General features: G+C 73.5%; 16 protein-coding genes, 1 tRNA gene and 2 pseudogenes. 8 read left to right on the forward strand and 11 right to left on the reverse strand.

The annotated features are described in order from the left end of the window. Positions 1-151: 151 nt before the first annotated feature. Entirely contained in the window at positions 152-1,294 is a 1,143-nt protein-coding gene (locus tag ACFV2J_RS24990) for an LLM class flavin-dependent oxidoreductase (RefSeq protein ID WP_385085914.1), read from the forward strand. Here ACFV2J_RS24990 and ACFV2J_RS24995 read toward each other — a convergent pair. Further along, complete coding sequence (locus ACFV2J_RS24995) at positions 1,285-3,222, reverse strand: EAL domain-containing protein (RefSeq protein WP_385085912.1); 1,938 nt, start codon at positions 3,220-3,222, stop codon at positions 1,285-1,287. The genes ACFV2J_RS24990 and ACFV2J_RS24995 overlap by 10 nt on opposite strands. Positions 3,223-3,588: 366 nt before the next feature. Between ACFV2J_RS24995 and ACFV2J_RS25000 the strand changes: the two genes are divergently transcribed. Then, positions 3,589-4,974, forward strand: a complete 1,386-nt coding sequence (locus tag ACFV2J_RS25000) for a M6 family metalloprotease domain-containing protein (RefSeq protein ID WP_385440665.1) — start codon at positions 3,589-3,591, stop codon at positions 4,972-4,974. Positions 4,975-5,042: 68 nt separating this feature from the next. Here ACFV2J_RS25000 and ACFV2J_RS25005 read toward each other — a convergent pair. From ACFV2J_RS25005 to ACFV2J_RS25040, 8 genes and pseudogenes are all read right to left on the reverse strand, one after another. Beyond that, positions 5,043-5,116, reverse strand: a tRNA-Lys gene (locus ACFV2J_RS25005). Then, positions 5,107-5,442: pseudogene (locus ACFV2J_RS25010) on the reverse strand (hypothetical protein); the annotation flags it as partial. The gene ACFV2J_RS25005 and the pseudogene ACFV2J_RS25010, both read right to left, overlap by 10 nt. A 309-nt stretch (positions 5,443-5,751) precedes the next feature. Continuing rightward, positions 5,752-6,123 (reverse strand): annotated as a pseudogene (locus tag ACFV2J_RS25015) (bifunctional DNA primase/polymerase); the annotation flags it as partial. Between the two features lie 235 nt (positions 6,124-6,358). Next, positions 6,359-6,736: a hypothetical protein gene (locus ACFV2J_RS25020; RefSeq protein WP_148008554.1), complete on the reverse strand. Its 378-nt coding sequence runs from the start codon at positions 6,734-6,736 to the stop codon at positions 6,359-6,361. Positions 6,737-6,839: 103 nt separating this feature from the next. After that, positions 6,840-8,174 (reverse strand): AAA domain-containing protein, encoded by a 1,335-nt coding sequence (locus ACFV2J_RS25025; protein WP_385085908.1) that lies wholly within the window; start codon positions 8,172-8,174, stop codon positions 6,840-6,842. Continuing rightward, a complete protein-coding gene (locus ACFV2J_RS25030; protein WP_385440670.1) occupies positions 8,171-9,784 on the reverse strand; it encodes a hypothetical protein in 1,614 nt (537 codons plus the stop codon). The genes ACFV2J_RS25025 and ACFV2J_RS25030 overlap by 4 nt, the downstream gene beginning before the upstream one ends. Further along, positions 9,775-10,950 carry a hypothetical protein gene (locus tag ACFV2J_RS25035; RefSeq protein ID WP_385085918.1) on the reverse strand — a complete coding sequence of 392 codons (1,176 nt, stop codon included), beginning with the start codon at positions 10,948-10,950 and terminating at the stop codon, positions 9,775-9,777. Before ACFV2J_RS25035 ends, ACFV2J_RS25030 begins: the two co-directional genes overlap by 10 nt. Continuing rightward, on the reverse strand, positions 10,892-11,929 hold the full coding sequence (locus tag ACFV2J_RS25040; protein WP_385085906.1) for a phosphatase PAP2 family protein: 1,038 nt from the start codon (positions 11,927-11,929) through the stop codon (positions 10,892-10,894). Before ACFV2J_RS25040 ends, ACFV2J_RS25035 begins: the two co-directional genes overlap by 59 nt. 269 nt (positions 11,930-12,198) lie before the next feature. Between ACFV2J_RS25040 and ACFV2J_RS25045 the strand changes: the two genes are divergently transcribed. Beyond that, on the forward strand, positions 12,199-12,795 hold the full coding sequence (locus tag ACFV2J_RS25045) for a histidine phosphatase family protein (protein WP_385085904.1): 597 nt from the start codon (positions 12,199-12,201) through the stop codon (positions 12,793-12,795). Between the two features lie 43 nt (positions 12,796-12,838). On the opposite strand, the gene ACFV2J_RS25050 is transcribed toward ACFV2J_RS25045, so the two are convergent. Next, the gene (locus ACFV2J_RS25050; protein WP_385440674.1) at positions 12,839-14,347 is read right to left on the reverse strand and encodes a hypothetical protein; all 1,509 of its coding nucleotides are present in this window, start codon (positions 14,345-14,347) and stop codon (positions 12,839-12,841) included. Positions 14,348-14,674: 327 nt separating this feature from the next. Between ACFV2J_RS25050 and ACFV2J_RS25055 the strand changes: the two genes are divergently transcribed. Together ACFV2J_RS25055 and ACFV2J_RS25060 are read left to right on the forward strand one after the other, a co-directional pair. Continuing rightward, positions 14,675-15,079: a hypothetical protein gene (locus ACFV2J_RS25055; RefSeq protein ID WP_385085916.1), complete on the forward strand. Its 405-nt coding sequence runs from the start codon at positions 14,675-14,677 to the stop codon at positions 15,077-15,079. Positions 15,080-15,133: 54 nt separating this feature from the next. After that, entirely contained in the window at positions 15,134-16,003 is an 870-nt protein-coding gene (locus tag ACFV2J_RS25060) for a spermidine synthase (RefSeq protein ID WP_385085902.1), read from the forward strand. A 49-nt stretch (positions 16,004-16,052) separates the two neighbouring features. Here ACFV2J_RS25060 and ACFV2J_RS25065 read toward each other — a convergent pair whose 3' ends face one another. Further along, positions 16,053-16,589, reverse strand: coding sequence for a hypothetical protein (locus tag ACFV2J_RS25065; protein ID WP_385085900.1), 537 nt, complete (start codon positions 16,587-16,589; stop codon positions 16,053-16,055). 109 nt (positions 16,590-16,698) lie between these two features. On the opposite strand from ACFV2J_RS25065, the gene ACFV2J_RS25070 reads away from it, so the two are divergent. The 3 genes from ACFV2J_RS25070 (at position 16,699) to ACFV2J_RS25080 (ending at position 20,481) form a co-directional block, all read left to right on the forward strand. Then, positions 16,699-17,415: a response regulator transcription factor gene (locus ACFV2J_RS25070; protein WP_266699360.1), complete on the forward strand. Its 717-nt coding sequence runs from the start codon at positions 16,699-16,701 to the stop codon at positions 17,413-17,415. Beyond that, positions 17,412-18,788 carry an ATP-binding protein gene (locus ACFV2J_RS25075; RefSeq protein ID WP_385085898.1) on the forward strand — a complete coding sequence of 459 codons (1,377 nt, stop codon included), beginning with the start codon at positions 17,412-17,414 and terminating at the stop codon, positions 18,786-18,788. Before ACFV2J_RS25070 ends, ACFV2J_RS25075 begins: the two co-directional genes overlap by 4 nt. A 202-nt stretch (positions 18,789-18,990) precedes the next feature. Beyond that, complete coding sequence (locus ACFV2J_RS25080; protein ID WP_385085896.1) at positions 18,991-20,481, forward strand: cellulose binding domain-containing protein; 1,491 nt, start codon at positions 18,991-18,993, stop codon at positions 20,479-20,481. The last annotated feature ends 149 nt before the right edge of the window (positions 20,482-20,630 follow it).

Genomic DNA, 20,630 nt, shown 5'->3' on the forward strand with positions numbered 1-20,630 from the left:
GGTCCAGGGGGCGCAGCGCCCCTGGCGGGGGTCTGGGGGCGGAGCCCCCAGGGTCGGGATGCCACGAACCCCAGTGGGCGGGAATAAGCGGGGACTGTCTCCTGTTTCGCGAGGAAGGACCGCACCACGTACGCAATCAGGAGGCCCCCCGGTGGACGCGACGGACAACACGGACGAGATCCGAGGCACCGCACAGGGCACCGCCCCCGTACCCCTCTCCGTGCTGGACCTGGTCACCGTGGGCGCCGGCCGCACCGCCACCGACGCCCTCCGCACCAGCGTCGCCATCTCCCGCCTCGCGGAATCCCGCGGCTTCCACCGCTACTGGGTCGCCGAGCACCACTCCATGCCGGGCGTGGCCTCGTCCTCGCCGGCCGTGATCCTCGCCCACCTGGCCGCCCACACCACCCGCATCCGCCTCGGCTCCGGCGGCGTCATGCTCCCGAACCACGCCCCCCTGGTGATCGCGGAGCAGTTCGGCACCCTGGAGGCCATGGCCCCGGGCCGGGTGGACCTGGGACTCGGCCGCGCCCCCGGCACGGACGGCGCCACCGCGGCGGCCCTGCGCCGCACCGACCACCTGGGCGAAGGCGCCGACGACTTCCCCCAGCAGCTCGCGGAGCTGACCCGTTTCCTGGACGACGACTTCCCCGACGGCCACCCGTACGGCCGTATCCACGCCGTGCCCGGCCCGGTCCAGGCCACCTCGCCCGGCGGCGTCCAGTCCCCGCACCGCCCCCCGATCTGGCTCCTCGGCTCCTCCGGCTTCAGCGCCCGCCTGGCCGGTGTCCTCGGCCTCCCCTTCGCCTTCGCCCACCACTTCTCGGCGCAGAACACCATCCCGGCCCTGGACCTGTACCGCGAGTCCTTCCGGCCGAGCGAGGTACTGGACTCGCCGTACGCCCTGATCGGCGTCTCCGCCCTCGCCACGGACGACGAGAAGGAGGCCCGCCGCCAGGTGATGGCCGCCGCGCTGAACATGGTCCGGCTGCGCACCGGCCGCCCCGGCCTGGTCCCGACCCCGGAGGAGGCGGAGGCGCACACCTTCTCGCCGATGGAGCGGGAGTTCATCGACTCCTGGAACGCCAACGTCATCCACGGCACCGCCGACGAGGTCCGCGCCGGTCTCGACGACCTGCACAAGCGCACCGGCGCCGACGAGCTGATGATCACGGGCAACGCCCACAGCGGCGACGTACGCCTGCGCTCCTACGAACTGATCGCCGACGTCTACGGGCTACCGAAGGCCCGGCCGGACCAGGACGCCCCGGCGGACCCGGGCGCTCAGGCCTGAGCGCAGGCCGCCGTCAGCAGCGCGGAGATGCGGTCCGGCGTCACCGGGCGGGAGTACAGCCACCCCTGCCCGGTGTCGCAGCCGATGCCGCGCAGCCGGGACGCCTGGGAGGCGGTCTCCACGCACTCGGCGGTCACGGTCAGACCCAGCCGGTGGGCGAGCTGGATGAGCGCCTCGACGATGACCTCGTCGGCGGGGCTGGGCCGGGCGGAGCCGCCGTCACGGTTGTCGTACTGGAAGCCGCGGACGAAGGAACCGTCCAGCTTCAGGACGGAGACCGGCAGCCGGCTGAGGTAGGCGAGGTTCGAGTAGCCGGTGCCGAAGTCGTCGATGGCGATACGGACGCCCATGTCGCTGAGCGACTGAAGGGCCTCCAGCGGCCGCCCCGCCGAGCCCATCACCGCCGACTCGGTCAGCTCCAGCTGGAGCAGATGCGGGGCGAGGCCGGTCTCCGCGAGGATCTCCCCGACGTCCGCGACCAGGTCGGAGTCCCACACCTGCCGTACGGCGACATTGACGCTGACGAAGATCGGGGGCGCGTCCGGATGGTCCAGCTGCCAGCGGCGCGCCTGCCGGCAGGCGGTGGCCAGCACCCAGCGGCCGAGCTGCACGATCGAACCGTCCTCCTCGGCCAGTCCGATGAACCGATTCGGCGTCAGCAGGCCGAACTGCGGGTGGTTCCAGCGTACGAGCGCCTCGACCCCGCGCACGTCGCCGTCCTCCATACCCACCAACGGCTGGTATTCCAGGGCGAATTCGTTCCGCTCGACGGCGGCCCGGAGGGTGGAGGCGAGTGCCTGGCGGGTCATGCGGTGGGCGTTGCGCTCCGGGTCGAAGAGTGTCCAACGGCCCTTGCCGTCCGCCTTCGCCCAGTACAGCGTCGTGTCCGCGGCCTGCATCAGACCGGTCGCGGTCGTCCCGGCGGCGCGGCGCTCGACGACCCCGATCGACGCGGAGAGCGACAGCCGTCGGCCGGAGAGGTCGAACGGCGCCTGGAGTGACGTCAGGACCGACTCGGCGAGGTCCGCCACCTGGTCGGTGCCCGTGGAGTCCTCGACGAGCAGCGCGAACTCGTCGCCGCCCAGCCGGGCCACCAGCGGAGTGGACGCCCGCCCGGAACCGGCCGTGTCGGCGCACCGCTTCAGCCGCTCGCCGACGGCGGCGAGCAGCCGGTCGCCCACCCGGTGGCCGAGCGTGTCGTTGACCGCCTTGAACCCGTCCAGGTCCAGATAGCAGAGCCCGATCCGGCCGGTGCCGCCCTCCTCGTAGACCTCCGCCTCCAGCGCGGACGTCAGACGTTCGAAGAACAGGGTGCGGTTGGGCAGCCGGGTCACCGGGTCGTGCATCTGCAAGTGCCGCAGCCGCGCCTGGAGTTCGCGGCGGGGGCTGAGGTCCGTGACGGACAGCAGCACCGCCTTCTCGTCCGGGGGCAGCGGCGCGACCGTCACCTGTACCCACAGCGAGTGCCCGTCGGGGTGTTTGAGCCGCCGGGTGCAGCGCAGCCGGGCCTGCCGGCCGCGCAGCACCTCCCGGTAGGCGTGCCAGGTCCGGGCGTCGGAGGCCAGGTCCACGAGATCGGCGGCGATCCGCCCGGTGAGCGCGCCGGATCCGATGCCGAGCAGGGCGTCCAGTGACTCGTTGGCGGTGACGACCAGACCCTCCCGGTCCACGACGGCCATCGGGAGCGGCGCCGCGGCGAAGGCGGCGCGAAACGTACGCGGGGACGTGCCGGGAGGCCCGGCCGGACCGGGGAGCTGCCTTGCCGGGACGTATGGGCCGGAGGGGGTGGCGGAGGGGGAGACGGATGGCGCGGACGCACCGGAAGGCGATCCGTCGGACGTACGAGGAGATGTGGTGGTGTGACGCGCTGTGACGGCCGGCCGGTCGAGGTCTGCCGCGGGCGCCGGCCCTTCGGACGTTCCGCTCACCGCTCGCTCCCGCAGTGCACTCGTTCTTCGTATGGGTCGCTCGGAGTGGTCGGCCGGTGCTGGACGGCCGAACAAGCCGTGTCCGTGCAGGAAAGTGTGCCGATCATAGAGGCTGGTCTCGGGGCCTTGCAGCCACTCTCCAGTGTCCCCGAACAACCACCCGTTCTGACAGATCGTTTCTGCCTGCATCTGGACCGGATCCTTCGCCCGGCGATCATATGTGACGTTCCGTGAGTGTTCGGGGTGTCGCCCGGGATGGCGGTGGCGCGCGACGCCTCACTCTTCCGATGCAGACAAACAGGGCAAAATAGTACGAAATGACCCAAGCTGGGTGCGGTGTCCTGAAATCCGCATCCGGAGGTCGTCGTGCCGCGTCAGCTCCCCTTGAGGAGTCTCGCCCGTGGCGTCCTGCGGGGTCTCGCTCCGGAAGGGGCGTCCCGCTGGCGCAGTACCGCGGCCGCGTTCACCTCGCTGGCGGCGGTGGTCGCGACCTCCCTGGTGACGGGCCCCGCCCTCGCCGAACCCCTCTTCGCGCCCTGCGCCCTGAAACGGACCGACGCCCACCACTCGGAGGGCCTGGACGTCTGGAACGCCGCCTACCCGCGCCCCACGCGCCCCCTCGACGCGGTACTGGTCTTCCTCTCCTTCCCCGACTCCCGCCCGCGCACCACGCCGGCCGAACTGACGGCCGATTACTTCCCGTCCACCAGCCGCTTCTTCGAGCGCGCCTCCTACGGCAGGTTCACCCTGCGCCCGCACGCCCGGCACGACTGGATCCGGATGCCGCACGCCTCCACCTCGTACGCCATGCGGCGCGACTGGAACGCCGCGCGCCGCATGGCCTATCTGCGTGACGCGATCGGCGCGGCGGACCGGCAGGTCGACTTCTCGCGCTACGACATCGTCTACTTCGTCGCCGATCCGGACGCGCCGGGCGTCGACTCCGACGCGACGAAGGTCGTCAACCTCGAGACGCCGCTGCGGGCGGACGGCAAGGACATCAGCCGCGTCGTCACGGTCTTCGAGAAGCACCCGCCGGACCGGCTCGTCCTCGCCCACGAGACGGGGCACGTCTTCGACCTGCCCGACCTCTATCACCGCCCCTCCGACGACAAGGGCGACTGGGACACGTACGTCGGCGACTGGGACCTCATGGGCAGCCAGTTCGGCCTGGCGCCGGACCTGTTCGGCTGGCACAAGTGGAAGCTGGGGTGGCTGGAACCGCGACAGGTGGCGTGCGTGGGCGCACACGGGAGCACACGGTTGACGCTGGAGCCGCTGGGCGCGGCGCCGGCCGGGGTGGGAGCGGCGGGGCCGCCGGCGGCCGGGGTCGCCGCGGAGACGGACACCTCCGGAGCCTCCGGCGGCGCTTCCGGTCCCGTGCCCGTCGGCTCCGGCGTCCCGGTCTTCGGCTCCGGGCGCGGTACCAAGCTGGCGGTCGTCCGTACGGGGTCCGACAGCGCGCTCGCCTTCGAGGCGCGCGGCTCGGTCGGCAACGACGGCACGACCTGCACGCAGGGCATCCTCGTCTACCGCGTCCGCAGCGAGGCCGCGTCCGGCGACGGCCCGATCCAGGTCCTCGACGCCCACCCGCACTCCGAGTCCTGCTGGGGCGAGTCGGTCTACCCGCCGCTCGCGGACGCGCCGGTGGGGCTCGGGGAGAGTTTCACGGTCCCCGGCGAGAAGGTGCGCGTCGAGGTGGAGGACTGGACGGCCGCGGGGGAGTGGACGGTGAAGATCACGACGGGCTGAGCCGCCCCGGACATGACGATGGCGAGGCGCGTCCGCGTTTCCACGAACAAGCCTCGCCATCGCTAGCGTGCGCCGCCAGGGACTCGAACCCCGGACCCGCTGATTAAGAGTCAGCTGCTCTAACCAACTGAGCTAGCGGCGCCTGCTGACGTCGTAGACCTTAGCATCCTGATCGGCGGGAGGAAAAATCGATATCCGCACCGCGGCGGAGGCCGCCGCGCGGGCCGCGCGGACGGCCGCCCAGACCAGGATCTCGGCGCCGGGGAGCCAGGGATGCCGGGTGTCGGGGGCCACCAGCCAGCGGGATTCGAGGCGGCCGGCCCGGTCCGGACCCGCCCCGCGGGCGCCGTCGGTGCCTGCGTCGGGGGCGCGGAGAACGGCCGTGCCGTCGTCCCTCAGGGCGGGGACCGTCACCGCGTCGCCGGTGCCGTGACAGAGCAGCGGAGGGATCGCGCCGACGCGTCCCGGGCCGTGCGGACGGGCCGGACCTCCGGTGGTGTCGGTGAGGCTGGTGGGACCGGTGGGACCGGTGGGACCGGTGGCGTCGGTGCCGCCGGGCGGTCCGGCGGCGTCAGCGGATACGCGGCGTCCGCGCGCTTCCGCCACGCGGCCTTCCGGACCGCCGCGCCGTCCCAGGGGCTCGCGCGGGCTATGGAAGCCGTCGACGCCGTGGTCGACGCAGTCGCCGAAGCCGTCGCCGAAATCGTCGTCGAAGCCGTCGAGATCGTCGAAGCCGCCGAGCGCGCCGGAGTCCCGGGTGCCCCATGAGCCCTCGGTGCCGCGGGAACCCCAGTCCTCCCACTCCAGGAGCGACGGCAGCCGCTGAGCGGTGCCCGGCGCGCTGAACAGCAGCATCCGCCCGCGGAACACGGCCACCGGGCCGGAGCCCGGCCCCTCGTCCCACAGCCGGTCCAGCATCCGCCGGCCGAAGACCGCGGGCGCGTTGACGATGTCGAACGCGGTGCCGCAGGGCAGCACGACCGGCGCGGTCGGCCGGTCCTCCCAGAGGGCGAGGGTGCTGCGCGGATACGTTCCTGCCGAGGCGAGCCAGGCGGCCCCGTCCGCGGTGACGCCCGAGGCGTCGAACCGGTCGGACAGCGGGACGCCGGTGCCGTGGGGTGAGCCGGCGGTGTTCCGTGTGCTGCTCATGACGACAAGATCTACCGTCGGTGAACGGGCCGTCTCCGAGGGTTGCGGAAATTCGGGACAGGGAGGGTGCGAATGGGGTATGTCACCCGCCACCGGCGTATGCCGGGTGATCCTTCGGGCGCCGCCCGCCCGCCCGGCACGGAGGGGCACGGAGCGGCACGGAGCGGCACGGAGGGGCCGTCGAACAGCCGGCGGATGCCGGGGGGAGACACCCCCGGCCGTCGCACCGTGCCGGTCAGGCGTGGTCGCCCACCCCGTGCCCGTGTCCGTTCCCGTCCGCTCCCCGGAGCAGGTCACGGCCGAACTCGACCATCTTCTTCGCGTAGTCCTCGGTCCACTCGGCGCGCTCGGCGATGTCGGCCGTCGTGAGCCGGTCGAAGCGGCGGGGATCGGCGAGCTGTGCGGCGGCGATCGCCTGGAACTCCAGGGCCCTGTCCGCCGCCGCCCGGAAGGCGAGCGTCAGCTCCGTCGCCCGCGCCAGCAGCGCCCGCGGATCGTCTATCGACTCGAGGTCGAAGAAGTGCTCCGGGTCACCGGCCGCCTCCGCGGGCTCGAAGAGCAGGGGCGCGGGGCGTAGCCGCGGTTCGTTCCGACGCGGCGTGGGCTCCGCCATGTCTTCTCCTCCTCGTACGGTTCTGGGGCCCGCTTCGTGGGTGGGCCACCGTCCATTGTCCCCCGCTCGCGCAAGAGGGCCCGCGGACCGGGGCGGACCGGGGTCAGGGCCGCCATTCCACCCGGTGCTCCGCCAGGTGCGACAACACCGCGTGGCTCGCCTCCCAGCCGTCCGGGAACTTCACCGTGACGCCCAGCTGCACGGGCTCGGTGGAGGGGTGGTCGTCCAGCAGCTCGGTCACCCCTGCCCGGCAGACCACGACGCACGCGTGCCGGTGCCTGGAGGCGAGGACGCACAGCCGTCCCGTCTCCAAGTGGAACGCCGTCGCGTCCGGCCGCCCGGAGAGCGGGTGGAGCACCACGGTCACGTCGAACTCGCGGCCCTGGAGCCGGTTCGCCGTGTCGACGGTGACGTCCGTGACACCGAGGTCCGCCAGCGCCGCCCGCACCACGGCCGCCTGGTCGCGGTGCGCCGTGCCGACGGCGATCCGGTCGGCGGTCAGCGGCACCGGATCGGCCGACCGCTCCGAGGTCGCCGCGCCACCGCGCTCCAACAGCCGCCGCACGACTTGGGCCACCGCCCCCACCGCCTCGGGGTCGGTGCGCGGCGTGTGCCGGGCCGGCAGCTCCAGGAGCCCCCAACCCGTCTCCGCCGCCTCGTCGATGACCTGGTCGGGGCCCGAACCGTCCGAGGGCACACCGAAGTTCAGCCGCCGGTCACCGGGTCCCGTGCCGCTGCGGAAGGGGGTGTACGGGTAGAACGCGGTCGAGACCAGCGGGGCCGCGGACGCCGGGAGCCGCCACGACACCGGCAGCCGGTGCTGCGGCAGTTCGGGGTTGTGCGCGAGCAGGGTCGTGACCGCGGACGCCGAAGGGTCGTAGGACAGCCCCGCCCACTGCTCCGCGCCGACGATGGCGAACGGGTCCAGCTGGCCCGGATCGCCCACGAACAGCGCCCGCTCGAAGAGGCCGGCCACCGCCAGCAGCGCGTCGGAGCGCATCTGGTACGCCTCGTCGACGATCGCGTGCCGCCAGGGCTCGACGTTCTTGACGTGGGCCCACTTCGCGGCGGTCGAAATGACGACCGGGAGACCGGAAAGATCAGTGGCCTTCGCCGACTTGCGGACGTTGTCCAGACCGTCGAGTGCCTTGTCGTACGGGTCGGCGTCACTGCTGTGCAGGCGGCCCACCGGCAGCTCGGGGTCCTTCTCGGCGAGCCGCAGCACCAGATCGTCGACCTGGGAGTTCGTCTGCGCGATGACCATCAGGGGGCGTCCGGCCGAGGCGAGTTCGAGTGCCGCGCGCACCACGAGGGTCGACTTCCCGGCGCCGGGCGGGGAGTCGACGACGACTCCGCGGTGCGTGCCGTGCAGGGTGTCGCGCAGGATCGCGTCGGTGGCGCGGGCGGCCGCGGCCCCGGGATCGAAGACCGTGGTCACAGGATGTCCTCCTCCGTCACCGGATCCGGCTGCGGTACGGCGTCCGGGTCGCCCGGCGGGCCGCCGTGCGTCCACGGTGTCTCCTCCGGGTCGGGGAGCTTCGCGCCGCCGCGCTGCTCGTGCTCGAAGAGCGTGAAGCAGACGAGGTCCCCCTTCTCCGGTACGGACCCGGGCTCGGGCTCCTTGCCGCGGCCCATCTTGTCGACGATCCGCAGCACGAGCAGACCGCCGTCCTCCTCCGGTCCGGTGGCCTGTGCGGGTCCGACGAATTCGGCGGCCTGCGGCTTGCCGTCCAGCGACCGGTACACCTTCGCGCGCTCGCCGAGATGCGGCCGGTCGTCCGTGCGGACGGTCACCAGGGGCCGGGGGCTCGGCCGTCTGCTCTCGCTGTACGCCATGACGACGTCGATGACCTCGCCCGTGAAGGCCTCGCCGACCAGACGCCGGCCGGCCATGACGAGCGGATCGTCGAGGGCCTCCTGCGCGTCCAGGCGGGCCTGTTCGCGCTCGCGCGTGGCCAGCTTGTTCGCCGCCGTGACCGCGTCGTCGCGGCGCGGCTGCGGCGGTTCGCCCGCGACGACCCGGTCGCGGTGACCGGTGAACGACCAGCGGTCGCGGGTCCACCTGTCGGCCGCGTGGGCCCCCTCGGGCAGGGTCCGCAGGATGTCGAGGCCCTGCCACACCGCGTCCCAGGTGGGCCGGGCGACGCGCTCCACCAGGGCGCGGATCTCCCGCTCGGCCGTCGTGAGTTCACCGAGCCGGTCGTCCGCCTCCAGACCGTCCTCGGCGGCGGCGAGCGCCGTCCGCGCGCGGTCGTAGCGCTCGATGGCGGGGGCCAGCAGCTTGTTGTCGAAGGCGGGATCGGTGGCCGGTCCCGCGGGCGGACGGACGAGCTGGCCGCCGGCGTCCCGCCGGAGCTCCGCCGCCAGGGCCGCCCGCGCGCCCGACTCGCCCGCCGGGGGATCGATCCAGGCGAGCAGCGCTCCCAGGTGCTGGTCCTCCAGGCTGCTCTGTCCGGTGGCCCAGTGCCGGGACAGTACGTCGCCGAGGGCGAGCAGCAGGGCGGAGCCGGGCACCCGGGCCCGCTCCCCGAAGTGCGTCAGCCACCGCCCGAGCAGGGGCACCCGGGGCGGCGCCGGGTGGGGCGCCTCCGGTTCCTGCTCCGCGGTGCGCCGGAACCGCATGGAGCGCCCGAGGAGTCGTACGAACTCCGCGCCGGCCCGGCTCGGCACGATCAGCTGGGGCGCGTCCGCGCACAGCTCGACCTCGACCTTGACCCGCTTGCCGGTCTCCGGATCGGTCTCGTTGCGCTCGGCCGCCTCGACCACGTCCGCGTAGGAGTCGATGTACGGCAGGACGACGTCCGCGAGATCGGCGAGGAACGCGAACCGCAGGTCGCGGTCGCGGGGCTGCGCCACGACCAGCAGCCGCGGCGCGTCCCGCTCCGTACCGACGAGCGCCCCGAGGGGGGCACCGGCCTCACCGGCCGTGATCAGGGGTACGAGGACGAGCGGCCGGTCGGAGAGATGCCGGTGCCGGACGGTGGCGAGGGGCTGCGCCCGCCCGCTCTCGACGGCTTCCAGCCGGGCGAGGGTGGCGATCAGCGACAAGGGGCCACCTCCGGGAGCGCGGCCCGGCCGGTGGGGTGCGCGGGCTCGCGTCCCCGCAGGGCTTCCGCCCGCAGCCGGGCCGCTCTGCGCAGGGCGGCGACCGCCGGGTCGTGCGGGTCCCCGGCCTCTCCGCGAGCCGCCGCCAGTACGTCGTCCACGGTGGTCAGAGCACCCAGCTCGGCACGGAGTGACCGCCCCAGCGAGGTCACCGCGCCCTCGCCCCGGGAGCGGGCGCGGCAGTGGAAGGCGAGCTCGCAGGCGGCCAGGCACTCGGGGGCGTAGGCCGCGGGGACGGCCTCGACGGCCGCTGTCAGCCGGTCGGCCGGCAGGCCGGGGGCGAAGCAGGTGTCCTCGGGGAGGGTGGCCGCGATGTCCTCGACCCGGGTGAGGCGGTCCAGCTGGCGGCGGGTGACCGCGCGCTGCTTGCGGACGTCGACGGCGGACGCGGTCGGGAGGTTGGAGAAGTCCTTGGGGCAGACCAGCAGCACGCGGTGGCGGACCGCGGGGGCGGGGTCCAGGCGCGCGGCGACGTCCTCCAGCGCGAGGACGTACACCGCCGACTGGCGGGCGGCCGCGCCCACCTTCGCCGGGTCGGCCGAGCCGTCCAGCATCGGGAAGGACTTGATCTCCACGACCGTCCAGGTGCCGTCGGGGTGCACGACGACGGCGTCCGGTTCGAGGAAGGCGGGGGAGCCCGCGACGTCGAGGGCGAGCATGGGGTGGTCGAGCAGGGTCCAGACGCCGGCGGCGGTGGCGTCGCGCAGCGCGAGCGCGGTACGCGCCGTGCGGCCCTCGGGGCCGGCGGCGGTCAGGTCGGGGACGGTCCCGGTGAGAGGCGGCTCGGCGCCGGGGTCCAGCTTCTCGTGCACGAGCCGCAGCAGCTCCGCGCCGCCGTCCGCCTTGACCCGCGCCTCGAACGCGTTGCCCCGCATGAAGGCGAACTGGGACTGGCCGAACGAGGACGGTGAGCCCAGCCCTTCCGCGAGCTTCGCCTTGTCGACGCCCGCCCCGTCGAGCAGGGCGCGCCGCTCGCATCCGGGGTTCGCGGCGAGCGCCGCGAGAGCGCGCGCGTCCAGCGCCTTGGGCGGTACCGCCGGGCCGCGCAGCTCAGCGAGTCTTCCCCAGACTCCCGGCTTCGGTGGAGGAGGGGAGATCCCAGTCCGCAGCTCCGTCCCCCGTGTCCGTGGGTGAGGAACCGGGGTCGGCTCCCGGTCCGGTGCGGGACTCGCGCTGTCGGGGAATGCGTTCACCCGTGGAAGTCTGGCATCCGGCACTGACAATCGGGGAACCCGCGTCGTGGGAGGCGCCCGAGACCCATGGGATCCGGGTGGCCAGGAGGGTCTTCACGCGGTCCGCGAGCCGTGTCACCCGCGGGGTGAGCAGCAGCCCCGCTCCCATCACCACGACGCCGGCGACCGCGTCGAGGAAGTAGTGGTTGGCGGTGCCCATCACGACGATCGTGGTGAGCAACGGGTACGCGATGCCCGCGAGGCGGACGACGCGGGTGCGGCCGTAGCGCCACAGCATCACTCCGCACCACAGCGACCAGCCCACGTGCAGGCTCGGCATCGCCGCGTACTGGTTCGTCATGCCGCCGAGCCCCCGGGGGGCGCTGGCCTCGCCGCCCCACCACCCGTACGAGCTGTACTGGGCCATCGTGTCGACGAAGCCGTGGCCGGCCGAGAGCAGCCGGGGCGGGCAGGTCGGCATCAGGGTGAAGCCGATCAGACCGATCAGCGTGGACGTCATCAGCCAGGTGCGGGCGGCGCGGTACAGGGTGGCGCGGGAGCGGTAGAGCCAGATCAGGATGGCGGGCGTCACCAGGTAGTGGAGTGACGCGTACCAGAAGTCGGCGGGCACGCCGAGCCAGGCCTCGCGGGTGAACAGCCGGTTGAGCGGGTGCTCGGCGTTGAGGTGGAGGGCCTTCTCGATGCGCAGGATCTCCAGGCCGTGGCCGACGGCGCTGTCCGTGTCGCCCCGGGCGAGCAGTCGGCCCGCCGAGTACGACGCGTACACCAGGACCATCAGCGGCAGCTCGGTCCACCAGCGCAGCCGGAGGTGAGGTGCGGACGGGCGCAGCCCGGTCCACCGGCCGAGCCGGGCGCGCGGTGCCGTCCCGGTCCGCCGTGCATCGGTCTGCGGCATCCGATCGCCCTCCCCCATCTGCTCGTGGCGCCCCGGCGGCCCCGCCGTGGCCGTACCGGCCGTGCGCGAGCGGCCGCTCGCGGTGTGCCGGTACGCAAGTCTGTTCGTGACGATGCGTGGCCGCACCGGATTTTACGGTGTATGTGAGCGGCCGTAGGAAGCGCCCCCGGTCGTCAAGGACGCAGAGATCGCCCGCCGGGTTGCCCCTCCCGGGGGTGCGCGATGATGGTGTGACCCATTTATCCGGCGAATCGGAGAGGCTCCTCCCCATGGCACCGCGCATCCTGCTGGCCCGGCACGGACAGACGGAGTGGTCGCTGTCCGGCAAGCACACCGGCAGGACGGACGTACCGCTGCTGGAGGAGGGCCGGCGCGGAGCCAGGACGCTGGGCGACCGGCTGCGCCGGGCGCCCTTCGACGGGCTCCCGGACGCGGAGGTGCTCACCAGCCCGCTGGCACGCGCGCGTGAGACGTGCGAACTGGCCGGCTTCGGGGAGCGCGCCACCTCCTGGGACACGCTGATGGAGTGGGACTACGGCGCCTACGAGGGGATGACCCCGGCCGAGATCCAGGCCGTACGCCCCGGCTGGTTCATCTGGCGCGACGGGGTGCCCGGGGGCGAGACCCTGGAACAGGTCACCGCGCGCGCGGACGAGGTCGTCGCCCGCGCCCGCGCCGCCGACCGTGACTTGCTGGTGTTCGCGCACGGCCACATCCTGCGCTCCATCGGCGCCCGCTGGCTGGGCCTCCCGCTCGACTTCGCCGCGCGGATCCGTCTCCACCCGACCTCGCTGTCGGTGCTCGGCTGGGCCTACGGGGAGCCCGCCATCGAGGCCTGGAACGACCTCGGACACCTGACCGCCTAGGACGGGTCCGCCCGGCCGGACCCGCCCGCGCGGCGGCATCGGCTCACGCGATGCGCGGCAGACTCGCGTGGCGCTCCAGGAACGCCGAGACGCCCGACGCCCTGCGGTGCGGCAGCAGCACCCGCGCGGTGGCCGCCAGCATGGTCTGGATGCGGGACGACTGGACCTCGCCCAGCAGGTCGAGGACGCGCAGACCGGCCACGGCGGCCTCGTCGGGGCGGCCGCCGCGCGCGAGGTCGTCGGCGAGTTCCGCGGTGTAGAGGGCGATGTTGCGGGTGAAGTGCGGATCCTGCAGGTGCGCCGCGCGCCGGGCGTGACGGGCCGCGCGCGGCCAGTCGCCCAGCGTGGACCAGCACTGCGCCTCCAGGCCCTCCAGTTCGGCCTCTCCGTAGAAGGTCATCCACTCGGGGTCGGACTCCGAGGGGCCGCGCTCGAAGAGGGCCTGGGCGCGGACGAGGGCCCGTTCGCACTCGGCGCGGTCGGCGAGCCCCGCCCAGCCGCCCGCCTCGCGCAGCGCCAGCAGCGAGAGCAGGCGCGAGGAGCCGAGCGGCCGCGCCGCTCGCTGCGCCGCCTGTGCCGCGCGCACCGCCTCGCGCGGGCGGCCCGCGTCACGCGCGAGGAAGGCCGTGTTGCAGAAGGCGTGTGCCTCCAGGCCCGGGTCGCCGGACATCCGTGCGGTCGCCAGTGCCTCGGCGTAGTGCGAGCGCGCGTCGTCGAAGCGCCCGGAGTCGTGTGCCAACCAGCCCACCGAGATGGCCAGTTCGCCCGCCCCCGCGTACAGCCGGTCGGCGGTCCGGCGGCGTGTGGTGCCCGCGTCGAGCAGTTCGTACGCGGTGCGCAGGGGGGCGGCGGCCCGCCGGTAGAGGCCGTCGGCCCCGTGCCGGTCGTCGAGCAGCCGGATCCTTCGTACGGCTTCTTCGAGGGCGCCCGCCTCGGACGCCCCCACCCTGTGGACAGGGCGGTCCGCGGCCTCGGCCGTACCGCCGAACTGGCCCGCGAAGGGGCCCAGTGTGGCTGCCGCCATGGTGGCGGTGCCTCCGGTCATGAATGCGCGACGCTGCACGTCGCTCTCCTCGTGGTTCTGTTCATGGTGCTCGTGCGGGTCATGCGGGTCGTACGGGTTCTGCGGGTCGTACTGGTTCTGCGGGTCGTACGGGTTCTGCGTGGTCTCATACGTCTCGCACGCCCCTTCCGTTTCACCCGTGGTGCACGGAAGGCTCGTGGTGTGCGCGGGGGGCTCTTCGTCCGTGCCGCGCGCCCCTCGTCCGCGCACGGACGAGCGGGGCGAGAAGCCCAGGTCGGTCAGCGTGCGGCCGGGGAACATGTGCAGGAACACCCGCTCGTACGCGTAGTTGGGACAGCGGATCTCGCCGGCCTCCACCCGCCCGACATAGCGCGCGTCGCAGCTGACCCGCTCGCCGATCTCGCGCGCGGCCCGCCGGACCGCCGCGGCGAACTCGCCCGGCGAGCGCTGTCCGCGCAGCCGCCGGAAGGCGAGGTTCGGCCGTGGCGGCCGGGGGGACTGGGACGAGGTCATCGTTGACGACGCCATGGCCGGGCCCTCTCTTACGAACCGTCGAACCATGCCGGAACCAGGGCGAAATGCCAGTGTCATGCCGTGTGGTGCCCTGCTCCGGCGGAGCAAGAACGTACCTGCTGTGACGACGTCGCCACGCTGGGTTTGGCTACAAACCGGATATCTCATCCATGATCTGCCATGAACTGCCATCCTTTGCGGCGGCGTTCCGCCGTAGCCGTTGACGTCCTGAGGCGTTGAACCCGGTGGACCGGGAGCGCACCCGAACTCCCGACCCGCTCGTGCAGGAGGAGGGGTTCCGTGTTGGAGGCCGGGTTGGAGAGCACCGAGTTCCGTAGACCGCTGTCGACCGCCGCGTACGGGTCGTCCCCGGAGTACGGCGCCCCACCGCAGCCGGTCACCGGCTGCGACCTGGTGACCGTTCCGGCGCGTCAGGGCCTGGAGGCGGTCGACATCCTCCGCCGCGGCGGAGCCGGCGAATCCGTCGGGCCCGTCCTGCTCGACGGCGGCTGCGACACCCTCGGCTTCCTGGTGCCGCGCGGCACCGCCGACGCCTGGGACGTGCCGGGCAGCACCTGTACGCGGACCGCAGGCCGCGGCCTGCGACCGGCACCCGAGCCGCCGGTCGAGGGCTCGGACTGGCTGCTGCCGCCGGGGGAGGCGGACCTCGCGACCGACCCGGCCGTCCTGCGGGCGGCGCTGGGCGAGGCGGCACGGCTCATCGAGGCCGCGGACAACTGTCGCTGAGCGCTCTGGAGCGGCCGTTGGGCCGACCGTCCCGGAGCCCCTGATAATGGCGGGATGGGAAGGTCGAAGAACGTGCGGCGCGGCCAGGCGCCCACCGAGCCCCTCGTCGAGACGGTCGACGGCGGGCTCGCCGAGCTGATACCCGACCGGGACCGCCCGCGCGCCTGGACCCTGCTGATCGACGGCGCCCCGCAGTCCCACGTCGACCTCGACGACCCCGCCCACCTGAGCTTCGAGTACCAGCGGCGCCTCGGCCACGTCATCGACCTGGTCGCCCCGCCCGGCAAGCCGGTGCACGCCGTGCATCTCGGCGGCGGCGCCTTCACCCTGGCCCGCTACACCGCCGCGACCCGCCCCCGCTCCACCCAGCAGGTCGTCGAACGCGACGCTCTCCTCGTCCAACTCGTCCGGCGTGAGCTCCCGGTCGATCCCCACGCCCGTATCCGGGTGCGTTCCATGGACGCCCGTGAGGGGCTCGCCAAGGTGCCGGACGGCTGGGCGGACCTGGTCATCGCCGATGTGTTCAGCGGCGCGCGGACCCCGGCGCACCTGACCTCCGTGGAATTCCTCGACGACGTCCGCAGGGTCGTCGCACCGGGAGGCCTCTACGCGGCCAACCTCGCCGACGGACCCCCGCTGGCCCATCTGCGCGGCCAGATCGCCACCGCCGCGGCGGTCTTCCCCGAACTGGCCCTCGTCGCCGACCCCACCGTGCTGCGCGGCAAGCGCTTCGGCAACGCCGTCCTCGTCGCCGGCGACCGGCCGCTGCCGCTGGCCGAACTGACCCGCCGCGCGGCCTCGGACCCGCACCCCGGACGGGTCGAACACGGCAGACAGCTCGCCGACTTCACCGGGGGAGCGGCACCGGTCCTGGACGCGGCGGCGGTGGCGTCACCGGCCCCACCGCCCTCGGTGTTCCGCTGACGACACCGACCCGCCCTCCGGACGGACGACGCGACGGGCGCAACGCGGCCTAGTAGGTGCCGATCTCCACCCGGGGCGGCCCGTCGTGCCACGTGCAGAACACCGACACCCGATCCGCACCCGACGTGAACTCCACCCGGATCCACGACTCGGTCTTCCACACCTGCATCGACCAGCCCGAACCGGGCGTCGCGGAGACGAGCGTCGCGGAGGCCGTGCCCAGGTCGAAGACCGCCCGCCCCCCGTCGGTGTCGTAGCTCTTGACCCGGCCCGTCTGCCCCGCCTGCGCGGAGAGGCCCGGACTCGGCACGGACGAGGGCGACTTCGAGGGCGAGGGGGCGGGGCCCTGCCGCCGGCTGCGCTCGGGCTCCGGGGTCGCCGCGGCGCGCGGCGTCCCGGTCCGGACGGTCGGGGACGGGAGCGGCTTCGCCTTCTGCGTGACGGAGTCTCCCACCGTGACGGGCAGCGCCCGCGGCGGGTCGTACGCCGTCCCCGTCATGACCGTGTGGACACCCCACCACGACAGCGTGACCGCCGCGCCGGTGGCGAGCGTCCAAGCCAGTACGTGTACGAGTCCTCTGCGCATCGCGGCCATACTGCCTCACGCGCCCCACGGGTGTCTCGTTCCCGTCGCACGGCGGGAGTTGTCCACAGGCGCCGGACCGGCATCGCACGAATGGCGTACGGTGCCGCCCATGGCAAGTGTGCTCGTGGTCGAGGACGACCAGTTCGTACGCTCGGCCCTCATCCGGCATCTGACCGACGCCTCGCACACGGTGCGCAGCGTCGGCACCGCGCTCGAGGCGCTGCGCGAGGTCGCCCATTTCCCCTTCGACGTGGTCATCCTGGACCTCGGTCTGCCCGACCTGGACGGGGCCGAGGCACTCAAGATGCTGCGCGGCATCACGGACGTCCCCGTGATCATCGCCACCGCGCGGGACGACGAGACGGAGATCGTCCGCCTGCTGAACGACGGCGCGGACGACTACCTGACCAAGCCGTTCTCGGTCGAGCACCTGTCCGCGCGGATGGCCGCAGTCCTGCGCCGCTCGCGGGCGGTGGGGGAGGCCCCCGCGTCGCCGGTCATCCGGGTCGGCGGCCTCGCCATCGACCCGTTGCGCCGCCGGGCCGAGCTCGACGGCGTCCGCCTGGACCTCACCCGGCGCGAGTTCGACCTGCTCGCCTTCCTCGCCGGCCGACCCGGCGTCGTCGTGGCCCGCAAGGAGTTGCTCGCCGAGGTGTGGCAGCAGTCGTACGGGGACGACCAGACCATCGACGTCCATCTGTCCTGGCTGCGGCGGAAGCTGGGCGAGACCGCGGCGAGGCCGCGCTACCTGCACACCCTGCGCGGTGTCGGCGTGAAGCTGGAGCCACCCCGGACGGAGTTCCCGCGAGCGGAGCCGCCGTTGTGAGGTGGGCACTGGTCAAGGTGTGCGTGGCGGTGACCACGATGGTCGTCGTGGCCTTCGCGGTGCCGCTCGGGCTCGTCATCAAGGAGATGGCCCGGGACCGCGCGTTCTCGAACGCCGAACGGGAGGCCGCGGCCGTCGCGCCCGCCCTCTCCATCACCACCGACCGGGAGCAACTGGAGCGGGTCGTCGCCTCCGCCGGTTCGGACGACGGCATGGCCGTGCACATCCCGGCGAGCGACGGAGCCAAGGCGGTCGACATCGGCCGGCAGCGCGCCGCCGCCAAGGACATCGCCACCACCCGGGGGCTGGGCCGGGCCTCCACCACCGAGGTCCCGGGCGGCTCCACCCTGCTCCAGCCCACCGCGCTGAGCTCCGGCGAGATCGCGGTCGTCGAGGTGTACGTCCCCGAGTCCGAGGTCAGCAACGGGGTGGGCACGGCCTGGGCGGTGCTCGCCGCGGTCGGCGTCGCGCTCATCGTCGGCTCGGTCGCGGTCGCCGACCGGCTGGGCGTGCGCATGGTGCAGCCGGCCCAGCGGCTGGTCGAGGGCGCGCACGAACTGGGGGAGGGCAAGCTCGGAGCGCGGGTCCCCGAGGAAGGCCCCACCGAACTGCGCCTGGCGGCGGTCGCGTTCAACTCGATGGCCGACCAGGTCGTCCAACTCCTGGCGAACGAGCGGGAGCTGGCGGCGGACCTCTCGCACCGCCTGCGCACCCCGCTGACCGTACTGCGGCTGAACACGGCCTCGCTCGGCGACGGACCGGCCGCCGAGCAGACCCGGGCGGCCGTGGCACAACTGGAGCGGGAGGTCGACACGATCATCCGGACGGCGCGGGAGGCCAAGCCGCAGACGGTGGCGCTCGGCGTCGGGGCCGGGTGCGACGCGTCCGAGGTGGTCCGCGAGCGGATGGACTTCTGGTCGGCGCTCGCCGAGGACGAGGGCCGCAAGGTGCGGGTCGCGGGCGTGGACCGTCCGGTCCGCATACCGGTCGCGCGGGCCGACCTGGTGGCCGCGCTCGACGCGCTCCTCGGCAACGTCTTCCGGCACACCCCGGAGGGCACGGCCTTCGCGGTCGACGTGCACAACGGCGACGACGCGGTGATCGTGCTGGTGTCGGACGCCGGACCGGGGATCGTGGACCAGGAGTCGGCGATGGCCCGCGGGCGGGGCTCGGGCAGCGACGGCTCGACCGGACTCGGGCTGGACATCGTGCGACGGCTCGCGGAGTCGACGGGCGGGGACGTACGGCTGGGGTCGTCGGTGCTGGGGGGCACCGAGGTGCGGATATGGATCCAGCTGGACGGGCGGGCGCCGGTGCGGCGCGGGCACCGGGGGGCGGTACGGCGACGCAGACGCGGCCTCGTCGTGAGGTGAGCCGGGGCCGGTCCCGGCCGGTCCACGGCCCTGAACGGCTCTCGACCTTTAACCGTCCCCGATGCCTTCCTTAAGCGCACCCTAAGATCGCGGACCCCCGTCCGGATGAAGCGGTTTGCCCGATTCCGGATCGCTAGCGTGCTGCCCGCACCCCCTGGGAATCCCCAGCGAACTCCCGTGAAACCGCGAAGGCAGGCACGCGATGAGCAGTACGCACCGGCGCAAGGTCAGTGGCAGGAACAAGGCGATAGGCGGCGTCGTGGCCGCCGCCGTGATCGGTGGCGGCGCCTTCCTGTTCTCCGGCACCGCGCTCGCCGCCGGTGTCGGCGCCGCGTACACCAGGACCAGTGACTGGTCCACGGGCTACACCGCTCAGTACGTCGTCACGAACGACACCGGCGGGACGAAGAGCGACTGGACACTGGAGTTCGACCTGCCCTCCGGCGCCCGGCTCAGCTCGCTGTGGAACGGCGAGGCCGGCGTGAGCGGAAGCCACGTCACGGTGAAGCCCCCGTCCTGGGACAAGGACGGCCTGGCGGCCGGCGAGTCGGTCACCGTCGGCTTCGTCGTGAACGGCACCGCGGACCCGAAGGGCTGTGTCATCGACGGCGCCAGGTGTTCGGTGGACGACGGCGCGACCCCGGAACCGAGCGGCCGCCCGACGCGGTCGGCCACCCCCACGGCCACGCCGAAGCCCACCCCGACCCCCTCCCGCAGCAGCACCCCGACCGCCCCCGCCTCCACCCCGGCCACCACTCCGACGCCCTCCACTCCGGCGAGCACCGGCGGCACCACCGCGAGCGGCGCCGGCTTCGCGCCCTACGTCGACACCTCCCTCTACCCGGCCTTCGACCTGGTCGGCAGCGCGGCGGCCACCGGGGTCAAGAACTACAACCTCGCCTTCATCACCGACGGCGGCGGCTGCACGCCCAAGTGGGGCGGGGTGAGCGACCTCGCCAGTGACGCGGTGGCCGCGCAGATCGGCGCACTGCGGGCGAAGGGCGGGGACGTCCGCGTCTCCTTCGGCGGCGCCTCCGGTTCGGAGCTGGCGACGACCTGCTCGTCGGCGGACGCGCTGGCGGCGGCGTACGGGAAGGCCGTGGACGCGTACAAGCTGACGAAGGTCGACTTCGACGTCGAGGGCGGCGCGCTGCCCGACACCACGGCGAACACGAAACGCGCGAAGGCCATCGCGAAGCTCCAGCAGCAGCACCCGGGCCTGGACGTGTCCTTCACGCTCCCCGTCATGCCCGAGGGACTCACCCAGGACGGCGTGAACCTCCTGTCCGACGCCCGGTCGAACGGCGTGAAGATCTCCGCCGTCAACATCATGGCGATGGACTACGGCCCCTCGTACAGCGGTGACATGGGCACCTACGCCGAGCAGGCCGCCACCGCCACACAAGCCCAGGTCAAGAGCGTCCTCGGACTCTCCGACAGCGCGGCCTGGAAGACCGTGGCCGTGACCCCGATGATCGGTGTCAACGACGTGTCGTCGGAGATCTTCAAGGTCGACGACGCCGCCCAGCTGGTGACGTTCGCCAAGTCCAAGGGGCTCGGCTGGCTGTCGATGTGGTCCGCGAGCCGCGACAAGCAGTGCGCGGGCGGCGCGAAGAACTCCGCGGACGCGACGTGCAGCTCCGTCGTCCAGGACGCGGGGGCGTTCTCGAAGGCGTTCGGCGCCTACAAGTAGGCACGGAACGCACCGAGTCCTCCCCCACGGGGAAGAGCGTCCCGGCCGGGACCACCCCCCATCCGGCCGGGGGGGGGGGGGGGGGGTGCGCGGGGGGCGGGCGAGGCCGCCGCGCCCACGCGGCGCAGCCGCCCGCCCCGGAGGAGCGC

Source organism: Streptomyces sp. NPDC059668 (assembly GCF_042734135.1).
Lineage (GTDB): Bacteria > Actinomycetota > Actinomycetes > Streptomycetales > Streptomycetaceae > Streptomyces.

Coding starts and splice junctions, on each gene's coding strand:
- ACFV2J_RS25020 (WP_148008554.1), bottom strand. CDS start 6,736: ATGGCGGAGCCCACGCCGCGTCGGAACGAACCGCGGCTACGCCCCGCG.
- ACFV2J_RS25040 (WP_385085906.1), bottom strand. CDS start 11,929: ATGCCGCAGACCGATGCACGGCGGACCGGGACGGCACCGCGCGCCCGG.
- ACFV2J_RS25045 (WP_385085904.1), top strand. CDS start 12,199: ATGGCACCGCGCATCCTGCTGGCCCGGCACGGACAGACGGAGTGGTCG.
- ACFV2J_RS25050 (WP_385440674.1), bottom strand. CDS start 14,347: ATGGCGTCGTCAACGATGACCTCGTCCCAGTCCCCCCGGCCGCCACGG.
- ACFV2J_RS25060 (WP_385085902.1), top strand. CDS start 15,134: ATGGGAAGGTCGAAGAACGTGCGGCGCGGCCAGGCGCCCACCGAGCCC.
- ACFV2J_RS25065 (WP_385085900.1), bottom strand. CDS start 16,589: ATGCGCAGAGGACTCGTACACGTACTGGCTTGGACGCTCGCCACCGGC.
- ACFV2J_RS25070 (WP_266699360.1), top strand. CDS start 16,699: ATGGCAAGTGTGCTCGTGGTCGAGGACGACCAGTTCGTACGCTCGGCC.
- ACFV2J_RS25080 (WP_385085896.1), top strand. CDS start 18,991: ATGAGCAGTACGCACCGGCGCAAGGTCAGTGGCAGGAACAAGGCGATA.